This window comes from Micrococcus sp. ACRRV, from assembly GCF_022346985.1.
Taxonomy (GTDB): Bacteria; Actinomycetota; Actinomycetes; order Actinomycetales; family Micrococcaceae; genus Micrococcus; species Micrococcus porci.
Map to the genome: position 1 here is coordinate 63,421 of NZ_JAKRNH010000001.1, position 19,505 is coordinate 82,925.

18 protein-coding genes are annotated in these 19,505 nt (G+C 74.9%); 5 read left to right on the forward strand and 13 right to left on the reverse strand.

What is annotated here, in order from left to right:
* The first annotated feature begins 33 nt into the window (after window positions 1-33).
* The 3 genes from MHY29_RS00280 (at window position 34) to MHY29_RS00290 (ending at window position 2,134) form a co-directional block, all read left to right on the forward strand.
* Window positions 34-513: an NfeD family protein gene (locus MHY29_RS00280; protein WP_224354853.1), complete on the forward strand. Its 480-nt coding sequence runs from the start codon at window positions 34-36 to the stop codon at window positions 511-513.
* A gap of 33 nt (window positions 514-546) precedes the next feature.
* Window positions 547-1,692, forward strand: coding sequence for an SPFH domain-containing protein (locus MHY29_RS00285; RefSeq protein ID WP_239237865.1), 1,146 nt, complete (start codon window positions 547-549; stop codon window positions 1,690-1,692).
* 100 nt (window positions 1,693-1,792) lie between these two features.
* A complete protein-coding gene (locus tag MHY29_RS00290) occupies window positions 1,793-2,134 on the forward strand; it encodes an RNA polymerase-binding protein RbpA (protein ID WP_239237866.1) in 342 nt (113 codons plus the stop codon).
* A gap of 84 nt (window positions 2,135-2,218) precedes the next feature.
* On the opposite strand, the gene MHY29_RS00295 is transcribed toward MHY29_RS00290, so the two are convergent.
* The 10 genes from MHY29_RS00295 to MHY29_RS00340 all read right to left on the reverse strand — a co-directional run bounded on the left by MHY29_RS00295 (window position 2,219) and on the right by MHY29_RS00340 (window position 13,681).
* Entirely contained in the window at window positions 2,219-2,956 is a 738-nt protein-coding gene (locus MHY29_RS00295; RefSeq protein ID WP_239237867.1) for a polyprenol monophosphomannose synthase, read from the reverse strand.
* A gap of 111 nt (window positions 2,957-3,067) precedes the next feature.
* Entirely contained in the window at window positions 3,068-4,132 is a 1,065-nt protein-coding gene (locus MHY29_RS00300) for a hypothetical protein (protein ID WP_239237868.1), read from the reverse strand.
* On the reverse strand, window positions 4,129-7,140 hold the full coding sequence (locus MHY29_RS00305) for an RNA helicase (RefSeq protein ID WP_239237869.1): 3,012 nt from the start codon (window positions 7,138-7,140) through the stop codon (window positions 4,129-4,131). Before MHY29_RS00305 ends, MHY29_RS00300 begins: the two co-directional genes overlap by 4 nt.
* A gap of 100 nt (window positions 7,141-7,240) precedes the next feature.
* On the reverse strand, window positions 7,241-8,104 hold the full coding sequence (tatC, locus tag MHY29_RS00310; RefSeq protein ID WP_224354859.1) for a twin-arginine translocase subunit TatC: 864 nt from the start codon (window positions 8,102-8,104) through the stop codon (window positions 7,241-7,243).
* Between the two features lie 7 nt (window positions 8,105-8,111).
* The gene (gene tatA, locus MHY29_RS00315; protein ID WP_224354860.1) at window positions 8,112-8,378 is read right to left on the reverse strand and encodes a Sec-independent protein translocase subunit TatA; all 267 of its coding nucleotides are present in this window, start codon (window positions 8,376-8,378) and stop codon (window positions 8,112-8,114) included.
* A gap of 32 nt (window positions 8,379-8,410) precedes the next feature.
* Window positions 8,411-10,492 carry a YafY family protein gene (locus MHY29_RS00320; protein WP_224354861.1) on the reverse strand — a complete coding sequence of 694 codons (2,082 nt, stop codon included), beginning with the start codon at window positions 10,490-10,492 and terminating at the stop codon, window positions 8,411-8,413.
* Between the two features lie 16 nt (window positions 10,493-10,508).
* Entirely contained in the window at window positions 10,509-10,904 is a 396-nt protein-coding gene (locus MHY29_RS00325) for an FKBP-type peptidyl-prolyl cis-trans isomerase (protein WP_224354862.1), read from the reverse strand.
* Between the two features lie 38 nt (window positions 10,905-10,942).
* Window positions 10,943-12,055 carry an FKBP-type peptidyl-prolyl cis-trans isomerase gene (locus tag MHY29_RS00330; RefSeq protein ID WP_224354863.1) on the reverse strand — a complete coding sequence of 371 codons (1,113 nt, stop codon included), beginning with the start codon at window positions 12,053-12,055 and terminating at the stop codon, window positions 10,943-10,945.
* A 52-nt stretch (window positions 12,056-12,107) separates the two neighbouring features.
* Window positions 12,108-13,496: a Pup--protein ligase gene (gene pafA / locus MHY29_RS00335; protein ID WP_224354864.1), complete on the reverse strand. Its 1,389-nt coding sequence runs from the start codon at window positions 13,494-13,496 to the stop codon at window positions 12,108-12,110.
* Window positions 13,493-13,681, reverse strand: coding sequence for a ubiquitin-like protein Pup (locus tag MHY29_RS00340; protein ID WP_224354865.1), 189 nt, complete (start codon window positions 13,679-13,681; stop codon window positions 13,493-13,495). Before MHY29_RS00340 ends, pafA begins: the two co-directional genes overlap by 4 nt.
* 94 nt (window positions 13,682-13,775) lie before the next feature.
* Between MHY29_RS00340 and MHY29_RS00345 the strand changes: the two genes are divergently transcribed.
* Together MHY29_RS00345 and MHY29_RS00350 are read left to right on the forward strand one after the other, a co-directional pair.
* A complete protein-coding gene (locus MHY29_RS00345; RefSeq protein WP_224354866.1) occupies window positions 13,776-14,243 on the forward strand; it encodes a pyrimidine dimer DNA glycosylase/endonuclease V in 468 nt (155 codons plus the stop codon).
* Between the two features lie 52 nt (window positions 14,244-14,295).
* The gene (locus MHY29_RS00350; protein ID WP_224354867.1) at window positions 14,296-14,889 is read left to right on the forward strand and encodes a cyclodeaminase/cyclohydrolase family protein; all 594 of its coding nucleotides are present in this window, start codon (window positions 14,296-14,298) and stop codon (window positions 14,887-14,889) included.
* A gap of 11 nt (window positions 14,890-14,900) precedes the next feature.
* Here the strand turns inward: MHY29_RS00350 and dop are convergent, their stop codons facing one another.
* The 3 genes from dop to MHY29_RS00365 all read right to left on the reverse strand — a co-directional run.
* Window positions 14,901-16,634, reverse strand: coding sequence for a depupylase/deamidase Dop (gene dop, locus MHY29_RS00355; RefSeq protein ID WP_239237870.1), 1,734 nt, complete (start codon window positions 16,632-16,634; stop codon window positions 14,901-14,903).
* Entirely contained in the window at window positions 16,631-18,394 is a 1,764-nt protein-coding gene (gene arc, locus MHY29_RS00360) for a proteasome ATPase (RefSeq protein ID WP_239237871.1), read from the reverse strand. Before arc ends, dop begins: the two co-directional genes overlap by 4 nt.
* Before the next feature lie 25 nt (window positions 18,395-18,419).
* Window positions 18,420-19,505 (reverse strand): tRNA (adenine-N1)-methyltransferase (locus MHY29_RS00365; protein ID WP_370643402.1); only part of this gene is annotated, 1,086 nt, incomplete at its 5' end.

Sequence of the window (19,505 nt, forward strand, 5' to 3'; positions counted from 1 at the left end):
GATGGGCGGTGACGGGGATCACGAGGGGGATGCATGGAGTGGATCGAGGCCAACGCCGACTGGCTCTGGCTCGTCCTGGCCCTGGGCCTGGTGGGCGCTGAGCTGCTGAGCCTGGACCTGGTGCTGGCGATGCTGGCCGCCGGCGCGCTCTCCGCGGGCGTCGCCGCCCTGGCCGGGGCGCCGCTGGGCCTGCAGCTGGGCGTGTTCGTCGTCGTCTCGCTGCTCACCCTCGTCGCCGTGCGCCCGGCGGCGATGCGCCGCCTGCACCCGGACCCGGCCGTCGGCGCGTCCTGGCTCGACGGCCTCTCCGGCCGCCGCCTCACCGCCACCGGACCGGTCACGGACGAAGGCGGACGGATCGACGTCGACGGGGAGACCTGGAGTGCCCGCGTGGAGCCCGGCGCCGCCCCCGCCGCCCACGGCCAGGGGGTGACCGTCCTGCGCGTCGAGGGCGCCCATCTGATCCTGCGTCCGGACCCCGTCATCGACTGGGACGCGCCCGCCCACGACTGACCACCCCATCCGCCTCCATCGAACGGAGTCCCCGTGGAGTTCCTCATCGTCCTCGCGGTCCTGGCCGTGCTCGTCGGCGTCCTGCTGGCGTCCTCGGTCAAGATCATCCCGCAGGCCCGCACCGCCAACGTCGAGCGGCTGGGCAAGTACCAGCGCACCGCCGGCGCCGGACTGACCCTGATCATCCCGTTCATCGACCGCATGCTGCCCATGGTGGACATGCGCGAGCAGGTGGTCTCCTTCCCCCCGCAGCCGGTGATCACCGAGGACAACCTCGTGGTCTCCATCGACACGGTCGTGTACTTCCAGGTGACCGACGCCAAGGCGGCGACCTACGAGATCGCCAACTACATCCACGCCGTCGAGCAGCTCACCACCACCACGCTGCGCAACGTCGTCGGCGGCATGAACCTCGAGGAGGCCCTCACCTCCCGCGACGCCATCAACTCCCAGCTGCGCGGGGTGCTGGACGACGCCACCAGCCGGTGGGGGCTGCGGGTCTCCCGCGTGGAGCTGAAGGCGATCGATCCGCCCATGTCCATCCAGGACTCCATGGAGAAGCAGATGCGTGCCGAGCGTGACCGCCGCGCCGCGATCCTCACCGCCGAGGGCACCAAGCAGGCGGCCATCCTCACCGCCGAGGGCGAGCGGCAGTCCGCCATCCTCTCCGCGGAGGGTGAGGCGCAGGCCCGCGTGCTGCGGGCCAACGCCGAGGCCGAGGCCATCGAGGTCGTCTTCGACGCGATCCACTCCGGCGGCGCGGACAGCGAGGTGCTGGCCTACCAGTACCTCCAGTCCCTGCCGAAGATCGCCGAGGGCACCTCCAACACGATGTTCGTCGTCCCCGCCGAGCTCACCCGCGCCCTGCAGGGCCTGGGCGAGGCCTTCTCCCCGGGTTCCCCGTCGGCGGCCGGGACCGGCTCCTCCGACACCTCCCACGACGCCGCCCCCGCCGCGGGCCGGGCCGCCACCGGTCCCGGGGGTCGGCGTCGGGGACGCGCCTCGGAGGGTGCGCGGCCGACCACCGCGGAGGAGCTCCGCTCCTCCGGGCTGCTGGACGCGATGACCGCCGGCGCCCTCACCGCCGACCGGATGCCCCAGACCAGCCTCGACGAGGCCCTGCAGACGCCGCCCGAGGCCGAGCCGGCCCCGGTGCGCCGCGAGCCGGGAATGCCGTGAGAGGATCGGTGGTTGCACCGATGACGACCTGCGCCGCCGAGTCGCCCGTGAGCGTCCGCCGCACGGCGGACCCGGGCCGGCGGCACGACGAGGAGGACGAATGAGCGACCGCAGCCTGCGGGGCATGCGCCTGGGGGCGCAGTCCCTGGAGTCCGAGGCCGGCGTCGAGCCGGCGCCGCGCCAGCGCGTGGAGTACCGCACCGAGGACGGCGAGCAGGTGTTCGTGACCTTCGCCCAGGAGGCCGAGGTCCCCACGACCTGGACCTCCAAGACCGGCAAGGAGGCCCTGCGGGTGGACGGCGAGAAGCCGGACGAGAACCCCGGCAAGCCGGTCCGCACCCACTGGGACATGCTGCTGGAGCGCCGCTCCATGGAGGAGCTGGAGGAGACCTTCCAGATCCAGCTCAAGAAGCTGCACGCCTCCCGCGGCGAGGCGGTCTGAGCACCCCTTCCCCCACCAGGGGCACGTGGGAAGGGCCCCGCCGGTCTCCGGCGGGGCCCTTCGCGTCCCTGGAATCCCCCGGGGTCAGCCGCGCCGGGGCCCACCACCCGTCAGGGTCTCCCAACGGGCCTGCAGCCCCCACTTGGTGACGTTCACGACGGCCTCCCCCACGATGCCGCCGCTCATCTTCGACTCGCCCAGCTCGCGCTCCACGAACGTGATGGGCACCTCGACGATGCGCAGGCCGAGGCGGGCGACGCGGAAGGTCATGTCGACCTGGAAGCCGTAGCCCTTGGACTGGACGGCGCCCAGGTCGATCCTGCGCAGCGTGTCCGCGCGGTACGCGCGGTAGCCGGCGGTGATGTCGGTGAGCTTGAGGCCCAGCATGATGCGCGGGTACAGGGATCCCGCGGCGGAGATGAGCTTGCGGGAGGCGGGCCAGTTGACCATCTTGCCGCCGGGCACGCGCCGCGAGCCGATCACGAGGTCCGCGGTGCGCACGGCCTCGAGCAGGCGGGGCAGCTGCTCCGGCTGGTGGGAGCCGTCCGCGTCCATCTCGACGAGCACGTCGTAGCCGCGCTCCAGGCCCCAGCGGAAGCCCGCGATGTACGCGCCGCCCAGGCCGTTCTTCTCGGCGCGGTGCAGCACGTGGACGTGGTCGTCCTCCGCGGCTCGGGCGTCGGCCCAGGCGCCGGTGCCGTCCGGCGAGGCGTCGTCCACCACGAGCACGTCCGAGTCCGGGACGGCGTCGCGGAGCCGGCCCAGGGTGAGCGGCAGCGACTCGATCTCGTTGTAGGTGGGGATGATGGTGAGCACGCGCATGCGGTGGTCTCGTCTTCCGTGTCGTGGCGGCCCCGCCCGGCGGGGCTCGTTGGCATCCGTTCGAGTATAGGAACCCTCCGGCCCGCCCGCGTCCGGGGCGCGCGGGCGGGCTCAGGCGTCCGCGACCTCGACGGCGGCGGGGCGGCCGTCCACCCAGGTCGCCCGCCAGCGGGGCAGGGCGGTCTCGGCGTCGAGCGCGGGCAGCAGCGGCGTCCCGGCGCGGGTGTCCGTGGACCAGGCTGCGACCCGGCCGTCCGGGGACTGCACGGCCACCGCGTCCGCCTCCCAGACGGCGAACGTCGCGGGCGCGGACACCGTCAGCCGCGGTGCGGCCTGGACCGTGGCGCCCGGCGCGTCCGGCAGCACCCGTAGGGGTGTGCGGGTGGCGGCGGTGAACGCCGAGCGGGCGGAGATGCGCTCCGCCTCGTCCGGGTGGGACAGCGCGGCGCGCACGGCGGCCCAGGGCCCGGCCTCGCCCGCCGTGGACAGGCACACCGGCACGCCCTCGGCGAGGAGCGTGCCCAGCGGGGCGCGGAGCACGCCGTCCGCCTCGGGGGCGACCGTCACGGAGGCGGAGATCGCGGCGAGGAGGGCGCGGTCCTCCGCGGTGATCGGGGCCGTGAGGACCACCCGGTGCCGCACGCGGCCCAGGGCGGGGGCGCCGAGCTCCTCCGCCGCGGAACGGAGCGCGGCCAGAGCGGCGGCCTGGCCCTCGGCGGGGTCGCCGCCCGCTGGGGGGACGAGGTGGACCTGCTCGCCGGCGCGGGTGGAGGCGACGACGAGCGCGGCCAGGGCTTCGCCCTCGGCCGGCAGCCACACGCCGGCCGCCTCCGCGTCCACCGTGTCCGCGGCGCGGTAGACGACGGTCTGCAGCGCCGGATCCGCGGCGGCCTGGAGAGCCTGTGCGGTTTGACCGGACTCGGCGAGGACGGTCACGATCGCGACGCCGTGTCGCAGTGCCTGCGCGGGGTCGACGGAGGGCCCGCCGGGCTCGACGAACGCCGGGGCCAGGACGGCGCCGGCGAGGTCGACGCGGGGGACATCGGGGTCCGCGACGCGGTCGGCCGAGGAGTCGTCCCCGAGCCAGGCCACCACGCCGTCGGAGACGAGCGCGGCGGTGGCGTACGGATCGGAGGCCGAGTGGACGATGCCGTTGAGGAACAGGGTGGAGCTCACCGATCCACCCTATCCGGCTCCTCCCCCTCCACGCCGTCCGCACCCACGGCGGCGGCCGGCAGGGACGCCGCGACGACGCCGCGGCCCACGAGATCGGCGGCCTTGCGGCAGGCACGGGTGCGCCGGGCGTCGCCGGGCACTTGGGCGATCTGGCCGAGGACGTCGATGACCTGCCGGGCCCACCGCACGAAGTCGCCCGGGGCGAGGTCCGCCCCATGCAGGGAGTCCCGCAGGGAGGCGCCCCGCACCCAGCGATGCAGGGGCGCCACGAGCCCGGGGTCGGTGGGAGGCGTGGGCTCCAGGCGCGCGGCCGTCTCGTCTTCGCGGAGCCCGCCTTCGATCCGGTCCACGGCCTCCGCCAGGGCCTGCAGTCGCGCGGTGGGCATGGCCACCGGCAGGCCCTGCGTGTCGCCCTTGCCCTGGTAGACGAGCAGGGCGGCCACGCCGGCCCACTCCTCCGGCGTCAGGGATCGGGTGCTGGGGTCGTGGAGCACCAGCGAGGTGAGCAGGTCCCGCTCGCCGTAGATCCGGCGCAGGGTCTGGCCCCGCTCCGTCAGCGCGCGGGACGGGGCGTCTGGGTCGTCCCCGACGTAGCCCAGCCGACCGAGGAGCTCGACGACGCGGTCGAACGTGCGGGCGATGGTGTTGGTCCGTCCGGCGATGCGCTCCCGCAGCAGCGAGACCTCGCGCCGCATGTCCCACCACCGCTCGCCCCAGCGTGCGTGGTCCTCGCGGTCCGGGCAGGCGTGGCACGGGTGAGCCTGCAGGGCACGGCGCAGCTCCTCCAGGCGCGGGGAGGCGACCTCCTCGCGCAGCCGGAAGCCGGTGCCCCGGCGCGTCCCGCCCGTCGGGGGGCGATGGGCCCGCACGGCCTCCCGCATGGCGGCGGCCACGTCCTTGCGCTGCGAGGGGGTCTTGACCTGGACGGTCTGGGGCAGCGCGGCGCCGGCCACGGGCTCGACGGGGTCCACCAGGTCCTCCACGGCGACCTTGCGCAGCTGGGCCTTGTCTGTCACCACGGCGACCCGGGGGTTCTGCGGATTGCCCGCGGCCGCGACGACGACCACACGGCCGAGCGCCCGCCCGTCGTGGAGCTCGACGACGTCGCCGACCGCCAGGTCCGCGAGGGACTCCTTGACGGCCCGCAGGTGCTCCCGGCGGCGGCCTCGGGAGCCGGACTTCTCCGCGGCGGCCAGCTCCTTGCGGAGGGAGAGGTACTCGGCGAAGTCCCCGCGGTCGCAGGCCATGGCGTCGGCGTACTTCTCCAGGCTGGACTGCTTGGCCCGCACCTCTCGGGCCAGGCCGACGACGGACCGGTCCGCCTGGAACTGCGCGAACGAGGACTCGAGGATCCCCCGTGCGCGCTCCGCTCCGACCTGCGCGAGCAGGTTCACCGACATGTTGTACGTGGGGCGGAAGGACGAGCGCAGCGGATACGTGCGGCGCGAGGCCAGGGCGGCCACGGCGGACGGGTCCAGCCCCGGACGCCAGAGCACCACGGCGTGGCCCTCGACGTCGATGCCGCGGCGGCCGGCGCGGCCCGTCAGCTGGGTGTACTCCCCCGGCGTCACGTCCACGTGGGACTCGCCGTTGAACTTCACCAGCTTCTCCAGCACCACGGAGCGTGCGGGCATGTTCACGCCGAGCGCGAGGGTCTCCGTGGCGAAGACCGCCTTGAGGGCCCCGGCGGCGAAGAGGTCCTCGACGGCCTCCTTGAACGGCGGGAGCATGCCGGCGTGGTGGGCGGCGAACCCACGGGACAGGCCGTCGCGCCAGGCCCAGAACCCCAGGATCTCGAGGTCCTCCGGAGGGAGCGCCGCCGCAGCCTGTTCGACGCGCTCGGCGATCAGCGCCTTCTCCCGGCGGTCGGTGAGGTCGAGTCCCGCCCGGAGGCACTGTTCGACGGCGCCGTCGCAGCCGGCGCGGGAGAAGATGAAGGTGATGCAGGGCAGCAGGCCCTCGCGGTCCAGGGCGCGGATCATCTCCGGCCGGGACGTGGACAGCCCCAGCGCGCGCCGCTCCCCGTCCCCCGGGGAGGCGTCGGCGCGGTGCGGGCGCTCGCGGTCCCACCCCGACGACGCACCCTCCCGTCCTCCACGCGGGCCCCCCTTCCCGCGACCTCGTCCGGCACCGCGGCCGCCGGGCCCGCCGCGCCCCCGTCCGCGGTGGCCGGTCCTGCCCCAGTCGGGGCGCTCGACGCGGCGGGAGGCCTCCTGGGCCATCCGCTGCAGCTCGGGGTTGAGCAGGGGCGTGCCGTCGGCGTCCGCCGCGGCCTCGAAGGCCACGTCCTCGGCGAACAGGTCGTAGAGCCGGCCACCGGCCATGACGTGCTGCCACAGCGGCACGGGCCGGTGCTCGGAGACGACCACCGTGGTGGCCCCGCGCACCGTGTCCAGCCAGGCGCCGAACTCCTCCGCGTTGGACACCGTGGCGGAGAGGGAGATCAGCTGCACGTGCTCGGGAAGGTGGATGATCACCTCCTCCCACACCGGTCCGCGGAACCGGTCGGCGAGGTAGTGGACCTCGTCCATCACCACGAACCCGAGGTCGGTGAGGGCCTCGGAGTCCGCGTAGAGCATGTTGCGGAGCACCTCGGTGGTCATCACCAGCACGGGGGCGTCCGGGTTCACGGACGTGTCGCCCGTGAGCAGGCCGACCCGGTCGGCGCCGTGCACGGCCACGAGGTCCGCGTACTTCTGGTTGGAGAGCGCCTTGATCGGCGTCGTGTAGAAGGCCTTGCGACCGCGGGCCAGCCCCAGGTGGACCGCGAACTCCCCCACGACGGTCTTGCCCGCACCCGTGGGCGCGGCCACGAGGACACCGTGCCCGGCCTCCACCTCGCGGCAGGCTTCCAGCTGGAACTCGTCCAGGGGGAAGCCCAGCCGGGCGGCGAACCGGCTCAGCTCGGTGCCGGGGCGGGAGGCCGACGCGCGGGAGCGGGCGAAGCGCTCGGCGGGCGAGAGCGCGGGCTCCTCGGGCGGCAGGTCGTGATGCGTGTGCGGGGCCATGCGGTCAGCCTACGGTCCGAGCTGGACGCCGTTGCGCCCGTGGGACGCCGCAGGCCCCGTCCCGGGCGGGGACGGGGCCTGCGTGGGGAGGCGCGCGACGTCAGAGCTCGTCGAGCGAGCGCGGTCCTGCCGCGATCTCCGCCTCCAGGTCCTCGGCCGTGTCACGGCTCCTCCGGGCCCGACGGCGGTCGTTCAGCCAGCAGACGAGGATTGAGATGCCGAACAGCAGCAGCAGCGGCCCGGCCAGGTAGAACATCGAGATGACGTCGGAGCCGGGGGCGGCCATGGCGGCGATCAGCGCCACGAGGAACACGACGATCCGCCAGTGCTTCAGGATCGTCGTCGCCGGGAGCACGCCGAGCAGGTTGAGGCCCACCAGGAACACGGGGAGCACCATGGACACCCCGAACACCAGGAACAGGGTGATGGAGAAGGTGAGGAAGTTGGACGCCGTCGGCAGGGCCGCGGTGCCGTCGAAGGTGAAGCCGATGAAGAACTGCACCGCCTGAGGGTGGACGAGCCACGCGAGGTACAGGCCCGCGAGGAACAGCGGGATGGCGGTGCCGAGGAATCCCACGGCGTACTTCTTCTCGCTCTTCGTCAGGCCTGGCACCACGAACGCCCAGGCCTGGTAGAGCCAGACCGGGCTGGACACCACGATGCCGATGAACAGCGCGACCTTGAGCATCATGTCGAACGGCGAGCTCACGGTGTCGAACGCCAGGGCGGCGTTCACCCCGCGCTCACGCGCCTCCACCATGGGGCGGGTGAGCACCTCCATGACCGGCTTGTACAGCGCGAAACCCGCCACCGCGCCCAGCACGACGGCCAGGACCGACTTGATGAGCCGGTCGCGGAGCTCCTTGAGGTGCTCGCGCAGCGGCATCTCGCCGTTCGGGTTCTTCGGCTTGCGGCCCTTGCGGCGCCCTCGGGCGCCGGCGGCCTCCTCGTCGACCGAGGTCACCGGTCGCTCAGCGGTCGTCGCGCACGTCGCGGTCCACCACGCGGCCCTCGACGGGCTCGGCGGCGGTGGAGCCGGCGCCCTGGGAAGGGGCGTCCGCCGTGGCGGCGCCCTCCGCCTTCTTGGTGGTGTTCTCCTCCTTCATCTGCTTGACCTCGGAGGAGAAGATGCGCATGGACTGCCCCAGGTTGCGGGCCAGGGCCGGCAGCTTGGGGGCCGCGAACAGCAGCAGCACGACGATGATCAGGACGATCAGGTGGGTCGGGGTGAACCGCATGGGCGGAGTCCTTTCGACGGGTGAACTGGTTCCTAGGCTACCGCGCCCGCGGCCCGGCGGGCCGCGGCCTCGAGGCGCCCGCGCACGGCCCCGCGCAGGGCGGCCGGGGCCAGGATCTCGACCCGCCCGCCGTGCCGCGCGGCCAGGCCCACGGCAGCGTCGTCGTCGGCGAGGAGAACCCGGGTGAGGCGGTCTCCGGAGTCCAGGGTGGCGGCCGCGGCGGGGGCGTAGGCGTCGGCGGCGTCCCGCACCTCGTGGGCCCAGCGGACGACGGCCTCGACGCCGTCACCGGCAGGGCGCGGGTCCCACGCCGGGACCCGTCGTGCCCGGAAGGTCTCCCCCGTGCGGTGCAGCGCGCCGATCCGGTCGACGCGGAACACCCGCGGCCCGCCCGCCCGCCGGCACCAGGCCTGCAGGTACAGGCGCGTGCGGTCCTGGACGACGGCCAGCGGCTCGACGTCCCGCTCCGTGACGGCGTCGGAGCGCACCCCGTGGTAGCGCAGGTGCACCACGGCGCGCTCGGCGACGGCGTCCAGCAGGGTGCGCACCGTGTCCGGGTCGGCCACCACGTCCCAGTGGGCGACGACGGCGCCGGGCTCCTTCCCCGTCCCGTCGCGGGGGGCTTCGGCGTCCGCGGAGCCCGCGTGCGACTGTCCGGCGTCGGCGAGGGAGGCTCGGATGCGCCGCTGCGCCGAGCGCGCGGCCTCCCGGTCCTCGGGGGTCAGCACGGTCATCTCGGCCACGGTCTGCAGGGCGGCCACCAGGGCGTGGGCCTCGGGCAGGGTCAACCGGACGGGGCCGGCCAGCTCGGAGGACTGGTGGACGCGCACCCGTCCGCCCTCGTCCTCCACGTCGAACTGGAACCCGGGGAACTCCCGCTCGGGCATCCCGCAGTAGCGCAGGACCTCCAGGTCGGCGTCCAGCTCGCGGGCGGTCACGCCCAGGCGCTCCTGCAGCTCGTCCCGGCCGATGCCCTCGGCGCGGTTGGCGAGCCCCACGATGTCCAGCAGGCGGCCGACCAGGTCCTCGCTCGAGGCCCGGGAGCGCCGCCGGGTGGGCGCCGTCAGCGGGACGTCGCGCCAGGCGGGGTCCGGGTCCCCGGCGTGGACCGCCGCGGCGGCCGCCAGATCGGCGGCCAGGGCCCGCCCGGCGGCCGCCTCGACCGTGGAGAAGAGGACCTGGCCCACGGCCACCGCCGCCTCGGCCACGGCGCCGTCCTCGCTCGGGCCGGAGGGGCACTCCCAGAGCTCCCAGTCCGGACCGGGGGCGGGGCCGTCCGCCGCCGTGGCCGGAACCGGGCGGCCTGCCACGCGGAACCCCTGGCCGCGGCCGGGGGCCAGCCAGACGCGGACCGTCTCCGCCTCGGCGCGGCCGGCCAGGCGGGCGCGCAGCGCGGCGTGGTCGTGGCCCGCGGGCAGGGTGGGCGCCTCCCCCGCCGGGCTGGCCGCCCCGGCGTCCAGGACCACGGGATCCGACTCCATGCGGGTGAGCCGGAAGGAGCGCTCCGCGGCACGGTCGGCGTCCCAGCCGGTCAGGTACCAGCGGCCGCGCACCAGGGTGAGGAGCCAGGCCCGCACGGTGCGCTCGGTGAGGGCGCCGGCGGCGTCGCGGTAGGAGAACCGCACCACGGACTGCTCCGCGGCGGCCTCGCTGAGGGCGGCGACGCGTGGGTCCGTGCGCGGCATGACGGTGCGGAAGCCCTCGAGGGCGTCGTCGCCGCCGACCTCGCCGGGGTGGAACAGGACGCCGACGGCGCGGACGACGTCGTCCCGCAGGGGTGAATCCCCCCAGAGGCGCCGGGCGCGCACGAGGGCGCGGCGCTCGTCCACCGTGAAGTCCACGTCCTGCAGGAGCAGGGCGTCCCGGTCGACGCGGAGGCGCGGGCCGGCCTCGTCGTCGGGGTCGCCGACGGTCTCCAGCGGGACCCCCACGGCCCGGAGGGCGCGGCGGTCCCGCTGGAAGAGCTTCTCGAACGCGCCGTCCGTGAGCCCCTCGTAGCCGACGACGAGCCGGCGGATCTGCTCCCGGGTGTAGCCGAGCGGCTCGTGGAGCAGGAGCCACAGCAGGGAGATGATCCGCTCGGCCGGCTCGGCCGTGGACCCGTGTGCGCTCACGACGGACGCGGGCCGGTCAGTCGACCGAGACGAGGTCGCAGACGAAGATGAGGGTCTCGTTCGGACCGATGGCCGAGCCGGCCCCGCGCGCCCCGTAGCCGAGGTGCGGCGGGATCTCCAGGCGGCGACGTCCGCCGACCTTCATGCCCAGCAGGCCCTGGTCCCAGCCGGCGATGACCTGGCCGATGCCCACGGTGAGGGGCAGCGGGGTGCCGCGGTTCCACGAGGCGTCGAACTCCTCGCCGGTGGACCAGGCCACGCCCACGTAGTGCACCTGCACGCGGGAGCCCGGCTCCACGGCGGGTCCGGAGCCCTCGATCAGGTCCTCGACGACGAGCTCGGTGGGCGGGGTGTCGCCGGGGAAGTCGATCTCGGGCTTGGTGCGGTCGTAGTCGCGCTGTCCGAAGGACACGGTGTTCTCCTCTGGTGTGGGGTGGGTGGGTCGGGTGGTCAGTTCGAGGGGCTCGCCGAGGACGAGCCGGACGGGGCCGTCGAGCCGGACGGGGCGGCCGGGGACGACGCCGCGGCGGGCTGAGCCGCGAGGATGTCGACGACGAACAGCAGGTCCTCGTCCTTGCCGATGCTCCCGTCGGGGGTGCCCTCGGCGCCGTACGCCTTCTCCGAGGGCACGGAGATGAGCACGCGGGAGCCGACCTTCTGGCCCGCCAGTCCCTCCTTCCAGCCGGCGATGACCTGGTCGAGGGAGAACGTGGCCGGGGTGCCGCGCTCGTAGGAGGAGTCGAAGGTGGATCCGTCCGACCACGTCACACCCTGGTACTGGACGGCGACGGTGTCGGTGTCCTCCACCTCGGGGCCCTCGCCCTGGATCAGCGGCTCGACGACGAGCTCCTCCGGCGCCGAGCCGGTGGGCTTCTCGATGCTCGGCCGTCCGGTGGCGGGGTCGACCGAGACCTTCGGAAGCCGCTCGTCGGCCTGCGGGAGCTGCTCGGCGACGCCCTGCACCCGGAAGACCGCGAGCTGGGCGGGGGCGGCCTCGGTCCCCGACGGCGCGGAGGCCGAGGAGGACGGAGCCGGGAGGTAGACGGCCACGTCCGAGCCGACGGGCGCGCCGTAGACGGCCTTGTGCACGTAGGGGTTCATGGACGCCGGGTCCGAGCCCACGGCCACCATCTCCGGCTGCGTGGTGAAGTTCTCGTTGAGGACCTTGCCCGTCGCCGGGTCCAGCAGGGCCGTCGATAGGCGCAGCACGTCGCCCGCCTTCGGCGTGGCGCCGGTGCCCTTCGTCAGGGTCTTCACGACGGCCTTGTCCGACTCGATGGCCTTCCCCACCGTCGCGGAGGGGGTGCCGTCGGCGCCCACCGTGAACGTCAGGCCGTCGAGGGCGGCCGGATCCCCGTATTCGACGGGGGCGGCGGAGGAGGACGTGGCCTCGGATCCCTGCGCCGCGGCGGAGGACGAGGCGGACGCCGGGGACGACGAGCCGTCCGACGACTCGCCCGCCCCGCAGGCGGTGGCCAGCAGCAGCCCGGCCAGGCTCAGGGACAGGGCGGTGCGGGGACGGCGGCGGCGCGGGGCGGCCGCGGAGGACGGGGCACGGTTCATGCGCCCCACCCTAGCGGCGCACCCTGGACGTGCGCCCGGCCGACGCGCCCGCTCAGCCCACCCGCTCGAACAGGCGGTCCACCGGCGTCGCATCCGTGCTGAACGGGTCCTTCGTGGAGATCGCGTGGATCGGGTGGTCGTTCAGCTTGAGCGTCGTCCAGTCCACCGCGTAGTCCATCCCCGCCGCGCGGGCGCGGGCGATGAACTCGGCACGCACCGTGGCGCGCGTGCTGGGCGGGGCGGCGTCGACCGCGGCCCGGGCGGCCCCCTCCGGGAGCACTCGGCGGACCCCGCCGCGCTCGCGCAGCAGGGGGAACAGGCCGCGCCCCGGCGCGATGTCGTGGAACGCCAGGTCCAGCTGCGCCAGGCGCGGCGCGTCCCAGTCCAGCCCGTAGCGATCGCGGTAGCCCCGCAGCAGCTTCAGCTTGATCGCCCAGTCGATCGTCTCCTCGATCGGCCCGAAGTCCTGGGATCGGACGGCGTCGACCACCGTGCCCCACAGGTCCAGGACGTCCTCGACCCGATCGTGGTGCGCCCCCTCGGACGCCACGAACGCGCGGGCCCGGGAGAGGTAGTGGTCCTGCAGGTCGAGGGCGGAGGCCGTGCCCTCGCGCAGGTTCACGCGTACGGTGCCGGTGAGGTCGTGGGAGATCTGCCGGATCGCGAGGGTCGGGTGGGCCACGCGGTGGTCGCCGAGGGGGTAGCCCGCCTCGATCATGCGGAGCATCAGGTCGGTGGCCCCGAAGCGCAGCAGCGTGGTGGCCTCGGAGAGGTTCGTGTCCCCCACGATCACGTGCAGCCGCCGGTACTCCGACGCGTCGGCGTGCGGTTCGTCCCGGGTGTTGATGATGGGCCGGGACCGGGTGGTCGACGACGACACGCCCTCCTGCACGAAGTCCGCCCGCTGGGAGAACGCGAAGTGCGCGCGCCCCTCCCCCTCCGGCCAGACGCCGGCGGGGATCACGCGCCCGGCGCCGACGAGGATCTGTCGCGACACCAGGAACGGGACGAGCGCCTCGGTGAGGCGGCGGTACTCGGTGCGGCGGCGCAGCAGGTAGTTCTCGTGCGAGCCGTACGAGCTGCCCGAGGAGTCCGCGTTGTTGCGGTACAGGTAGATCCGGCCGCCGATGCCGTCCGCCGCCATGGCCTCCTCGGCCCGGGCGATGAGGTCCAGCAGCATGAGGTCGCCGGCGGCGTCGGAGGCGATCAGCTCGTCCAGCGTCGAGCACTCCGCGGTGGCGTACTCCGGGTGCGAGCCGACGTCGAGGTAGAGGCGGGAGCCGTTGCGCACGAACACGTTGGAGGAGCGGCCCCACTCGAGCACGGGGCGGAAGAGGTAGCGCACCACCTCCTCCGGGCTGAGTGGGCGGGCCTGCGGGTTCCAGTGCTGGACGCCGTACTCCGTCTCCAGCCCGAAGATGCGGCGGGCGTCCGTGGTCACTGGCCGCCCTTCTGCACGAAGCCCTTGACGAACTCCTCCGCGTTGGACTCCAGCACGGAGTCGATCTCGTCCAGCAGGCCATCCAGGCCGGTGTCCTGCGGGGCGGCCTTCGCCTGCGCCTGGGCGGCGGCGCCCTCGTCCTCCGGGCCGCCTGCGGGGCGGGGTCGGATCTGCTCCTGGGCCATGTCGGGCTCCTTCGGGTCGCGGATGTGGTCCTCCGCTCCGAGCCTACGCCGTCCGCGGCGCGCGGCGTCGGGGCCGGGCTGGCACGATGGGGGGATGCGCCTCTGGACCCTGCACCCCCGCCACCTCGACCGCCAGGGCCTGACCGGCGGGTGGCGTGAGGCGCTCCTCGCCCAGGCCGTCCTCGCGCGCCGGACGAAGGGCTACCGCGACCACCCGCAGCTGGAGCGCTTCCGCGGCCATGGCGATCCGGCCGCGGCCATCGGGGCGTTCCTCTCCGGGATCGCGCTCGAGGCGTCCGCCCGCGGCTACCGCTTCGACGTCTCGAAGATCGACCGCCCCCTCCTGCCCGCGGACGGCGCCGGTGAGCTGGTCCTGCCGTTCCGCATCGCGCCGATCGAGGTCACGACCGGCCAGGTGGCCCACGAGTGGGGGCACCTGCGCGCCAAGCTCGCGGCCCGCAGCCCCGGGTGGCTGGAGCGCTGGGCCGACGTTCAGACGCCGGACGTGCACCCCCTGTTCGAGGTGGTCGACGGGCCGATCGCGTCCTGGGAGCGCCCCTGACCGGGGGCGCCCCGCCCTCTGCCCCGCCGTCCTGACCTGCCAGGATGGGCGCATGATCCGCCACGAGACCGTCGAGGACCACCTGACCCGCCTGGCCTCAGGGGAGCCCACGCCCGGGGGCGGGGCCACCGGGGCGCTCGTCGTCGCCCAGGGCGCGGGGCTGGTCGCCATGGCCGCCCGCTTCTCTGGGCGCGAGGAGGTCGCGGTCGAGTGCGAGCGCGTGATCCGCGACAGCCTGGCGATCTCCGACGAGGACGAGGAGGGCTTCGCGGCCGTCGCCGACGCCTACACCCTCCCGAAGGACGGCGACGCGGCCCGCGCCCGCCGCTCCGCGGCCGTCCAGGCCGCGCTCGACCAGGCCGTCCGGCCGCCGCGCGCCATCGTGGATGCCGTCGACCGGACGGTGGGCCTCGCCGAGCGTGTCCTCGACGACGCCAACCCCCACGTGCTCTCCGACGTCGGCGCCGCCCTGGGATGCGCCCGGGCGGGGGCGGGCGCCGCCGTCGTGACACTGCTGACGAACCTCTCCCCGCTCCACGACGAGCAGCTGGGGGCCGAGCTGCGCGCCGAGATCGCCCGGGCCGACGAGCTCACCTCACGCATCGACGCGCTCGCGGCACGGGTGCGGGAGCGGATCGCCCGCTGAGAGGACCCGCCTCAGCGCCGGAGCAGCTCCCCCAGCCGGGTGACCAGCTCGTTCGGCTCCGGCGCGGGCGCCGCGCTGCCGGGGGTGTCGTCCCACCAGCCGGGCAGGTCCTCGGCCGCGCCGACCAGCGGCTCCTCGAGGCGCAGCCGGTGCAGAGGGGCCTCCTCGGCGGACCGGACAAGGACGGAGTCCCACGCGGCGCCCGACACCTGCCGGGCGTGGTGGCGCACCAGGTTCCCGCGCGTCCACGCGCGGGTGCTCCGCGGCGGGGCGACGACGGCGGCCTCCACTTCGGCGTCCTCGACCAGTACGCGCATCGCCCCGGCCGCCACGAGCCGCCGATGCAGGGACTTCGCCGGACGCAGGTCCGCGTACTGCAGGTCGACCATGGCCAGGCGCGGGTCCGACCAGTCGAGCCCGCCGCGGGCGCGTAGGCCCTCGAGGACGCGCAGCTTCGCGGCCCAGTCCGCGCGGTCGGCCAGCGCGAGCGGGTCCGCGGCGGCGTCGGCCAGGTCGGTCCCCCACGCGTCCAGGACGGCGGCGGTCTCGGCGTCGTCCACGCCGCAGCGCGCGCAGTGCTCCCGCGCCGCGTCCAGGTAGGCGCCCAGGATCTGCAGGCCGGTCCACTCGCGCCGGGTCCACACGCCGTCGGCGCCGCGCTCGCGGCCCGGCACGGCCGCCCGCAGGGTCGGGTCGTGGCTGATCGTCTGGAGCGCGGCCACGGGGTCGTCCAGGACGATGCGCGGTGCCGTGCCGGCCTCGGCCAGGGCGAGGACCAGGGCCGTCATGCCCATCCGCAGCCAGGTGGCGTGCTGGCTGAGGTTCGCGTCTCCGATGATCACGTGCAGGCGCCGGTAGGCGTCGCCGCGGGCATGGGGCTCATCGCGGGTGTTGACGATCGGCCGCCGGATGGTGGTCTCCAGCCCCACCTGCTCCTCGAAGAAGTCCGCCCGCTGGGAGAGCTGGAATCCCGGGCGCTCCCCGCGCAGGCCCACGCCCACGCGGCCGGCGCCCACCAGGACCTGACGGGCCGCGAAGAACGGCAGCAGGACCTCGGCGAGCTCGTCGAACGGCAGGGCGCGCGCGACGAGGTAGTTCTCGTGGCTGCCGTAGGACTGGCCCTTGCCGTCCGTGTTGTTCTTGTAGACCAGGACCTCCGGGGCACCCTCGGCGGCGGCGATGTGCTCGGCCGCGGCCTGCGCGACCCGGTCCCCCGCGGCGTCCCACACCACGGCCTCCCGCGGCGAGGCCACCTCGGGGGACGAGTACTCCGGGTGGGCGTGGTCCACGTACCAGCGGGCGCCGTTGGGCAGCACCGTGGACAGCAGCAGGTGCACCGGCTCTCCGTCCGGCCCGACGAGCGCCTGGTCCGTCAGCTGCGAGGGGTGGGCCGCCGAGCGCGGCATGCGCCAGCCGCGGGCGTCCACGAGGGGCGACTCCCCCGCGTAGTCCCACTCCGTCCCGGCGACGGCCCCGCCGGAGTGCGTGATCAGGTCCGCGTAGGAGTTCACCAGCTCGACGGACAGCACGCTGTGGTGGGCCCCCGGGTTGGCCGGGGCGTGGATCCCGAACTCGGACTCGGTGCCCATGACGCGGTGCACGCCCCAGCCGGCGGCGTCGCGGCCGCCCGGCGGGGCTACGAGGTCCGCGGGGAACAGCCGGCGCTGACCCGCGAAGGCCGGGGTGCCGGCCACCGCCTCCGGCGCTCCCCCGATGCCCCCCGGCATCGACCCGGGGGCGCTCACGGCCGGCCCCCGGCGCCGGAGAGCATGCGCAGCTCGGCCAGCCGCGGTCCGCGCCAGCCGGAGGTGCGCGCCCACTCGCCCGGGGCCACGGTGCCGAGCAGGTCCGCCTGGTCCCCGAGGACGGCGTCCACCGCGTCCAGCAGGTGGCGGGTGCGCAGGCCGCGGGCGGCCGGGTCGAGGTCCGCGGCCAGCAGGTCCCGCACGGCGGCGCGCTTGGCCCGGTCCACCACGTCCGCCACGACGGCCCCGGAGACCAGGTCGGCCAGGTGCAGCGTGCTCGTCGCCCCGGTGATGTCCGTGAGCTCGGCCAGCGCGGTGCGCGGGGAGCGCTCGTACAGCGCCGTGACGGCGGCGCCGATGAGCTCCTCGCGGGCCTGCTCGGCGGAGCCGGCGTCCCTCACCTCGTCCACGTGCAGGGGGACCTCCTCGTCGAGATGGCGCGCCATGATGTCCACGGCGCCCCGCGCGTCGGGCCGGTCCACGCGGATCTTCACGTCGAGGCGGCCGGCGCGCAGCACGGCCGGGTCGATCATGTCCTCGCGGTTCGACGCGCCGATCACGATCACGTTGTCCAGGGATTCGACGCCGTCGATCTCGGCGAGCAGCTGCGGCACGATCGTCGTCTCCACGTCGGAGGACACGCCGGAGCCGCGGGTGCGGAACAGGGACTCCATCTCGTCGAAGAACACGACGACGGGCGAGCCCGCGGCGGCGTGCTCCCGGGCGCGCTGGAAGATGATGCGGATCTGCCGCTCCGTCTCGCCGACGTACTTGTTCAGCAGCTCGGGACCCTTGATGTTGAGGAAGAACGAGCGCCCGCCCTCGGCGGAGCGCGCGGAGAGGGCGTTGGCCACGGCCTTGGCCAGCATCGTCTTGCCCGTGCCGGGCGGGCCGTAGAGCATGATGCCCTTCGGCGCGCGGAGCCCGTGCTCGCGGTAGAGGTCGGGGTGGAGGAACGGCACCTCCACGGCCTCGCGGATCCGCTCGATCTGCGGACCCAGGCCGCCGATGTCGTCGAAGGTGACGTCCGGGACCTCCTCGAGGAGGACGTCGTCCACCTCGGACAGCTCCACGCGCGCCAGCGCCCACTCGAGCCGCGGGTCCACCGTGACCGCGTCTCCGTGGCGCAGGACCTCGCCGGCCAGGGCCGGGGCCCGGCGCACCACACGCTCCTCGTCCGCGGCGCCGGCGAGGACGAGCGAGCCGTCGGGCAGGGACTCCTTCACGCGCAGCAGCTGTCCGGAGACGGAGTGCTCGACCTCGCCCACGATGGTGCTGGACTCGTCCAGCAGCACCTCGGCGCCCGCCGTGAGCGCCGCCGCATCCAGCAGCGGCGAGACGGCCACGCGCAGGCGCCGCCCGTTCTGGACCACGTCCGCCCCGGCGCGCACCACCGCGCCCGTCTCCACCCCCTCGCGGGGGGCACGGGCGGCGTGCACGGCCTCGAGCCGCGCGAAGGTGAACGGGGCCTTGGTCGTGTCGTCGAGGGCCTCCTTGAGGGAGGTCATCTCCGTGCGGGTGGCCTCCAGCAGCTCGACCATGCGACGGTTGTTGCGCGCCGCGACGTCGAGCTGCGCCTGCGCCGCGCGGCGCCGCTCCGAGAGCTGCGCGCCGTGCCGCTGCGCCGACGCGAGCTGGTGGCGGAGCCGCTCGGCCTCCGCCTGGGACTGCCGCAGCAGCTCGCGCGCCTCGGCGAGGCGGCGGGCGTCGTCGCCCGCGGGCAGCACGCCCGCCCGGTCCTGGGTGTCGTCCTCGGTCATGTGCCGTCCTCCTCGGTCGTCGTGCTCAGTCCTCGTCCTGGCCCACGGTGCGCGGGTCCCGGCCCTCCAGGGCGGCCCGCGCCCGACGCGCGGTCAGACGGGCCTCCTTCGCGGCCTTGCGGGCCTTCTTGTCCGTGACGGTGCGCTCGCCCAGGGCCTGCGGCGTCCAGCGCGCTCCGTCCGACGGCGTCCAGGCCTCGACGTCCTCCGTCGTGAACTCGGAGACCTTCAGCCGCTTCTTCATGACGAGCGCGTCCTCCCCCGCCGCCAGCCGGCGGGCGGTGAGCAGGAAGCCGGTGTGGGCCACCATCCGATGGTCCGGGCGGACGGCCAGCCCGTCCAGGTGCCAGCCGCGCACGAGGGTCTCGGTGGCCTCGATCTGGGTGAACTTCCCGGACGCGCGGATGGCCTCGGCCACGCGGGAGAGCTGGGTGGCGGTGGCCACGTAGTTGAGCCACACACCGCCGGGGGCGAGCACGGTGGCGACGGCGTCGAGGCACTCCCAGGGAGCGAGCATGTCCAGGACGACGCGGTCCACGGAGTGCGGCTCGTGGACCTTGGGCATCTCCTCCTGGGCGTCGCCGAGGTGGATGCTCCAGGCCGGGTGCACGCCGCCGAAGAAGGACTCGACGTTGCCGCGGGCGATCTCCGCGAACTCCGCGCGGCGCTCGTAGGAGTGCAGTCGGCCGGCGTCGCCCACCGCGCGCAGCAGGGACATGGACAGCGCGCCCGAGCCCACGCCGGCCTCGACCACGACGGCGCCCGGGAAGATGTCCGCCTGCTGCACGATCTGCCCGGCGTCCTTGGGGTACACCACCGTGGCGCCGCGGGGCATGGAGAGCACGAAGTCGTTCAGCAGCGGGCGCAGGACCTGGTAGGCGTGGCCCGACGAGTTCTGCACGACGATGCCCTCGGGCCCGCCGATGAGGTCGTCGTGGCGCAGGACGCCCTGGTAGCTGTGGAACTCGCCGCCGGGCAGCAGCGTGATCGTGTTGAGGCGGCCCTTGGCGTCCTTGATCTGCACGCGCTGGCCGGCGCGCAGGGGGCCGCGGCGAGCCGTGACGCCCGCGGGGCGGCCCGCCGGCGCGGCGGTGTCGGGGGTCGTCGGGGC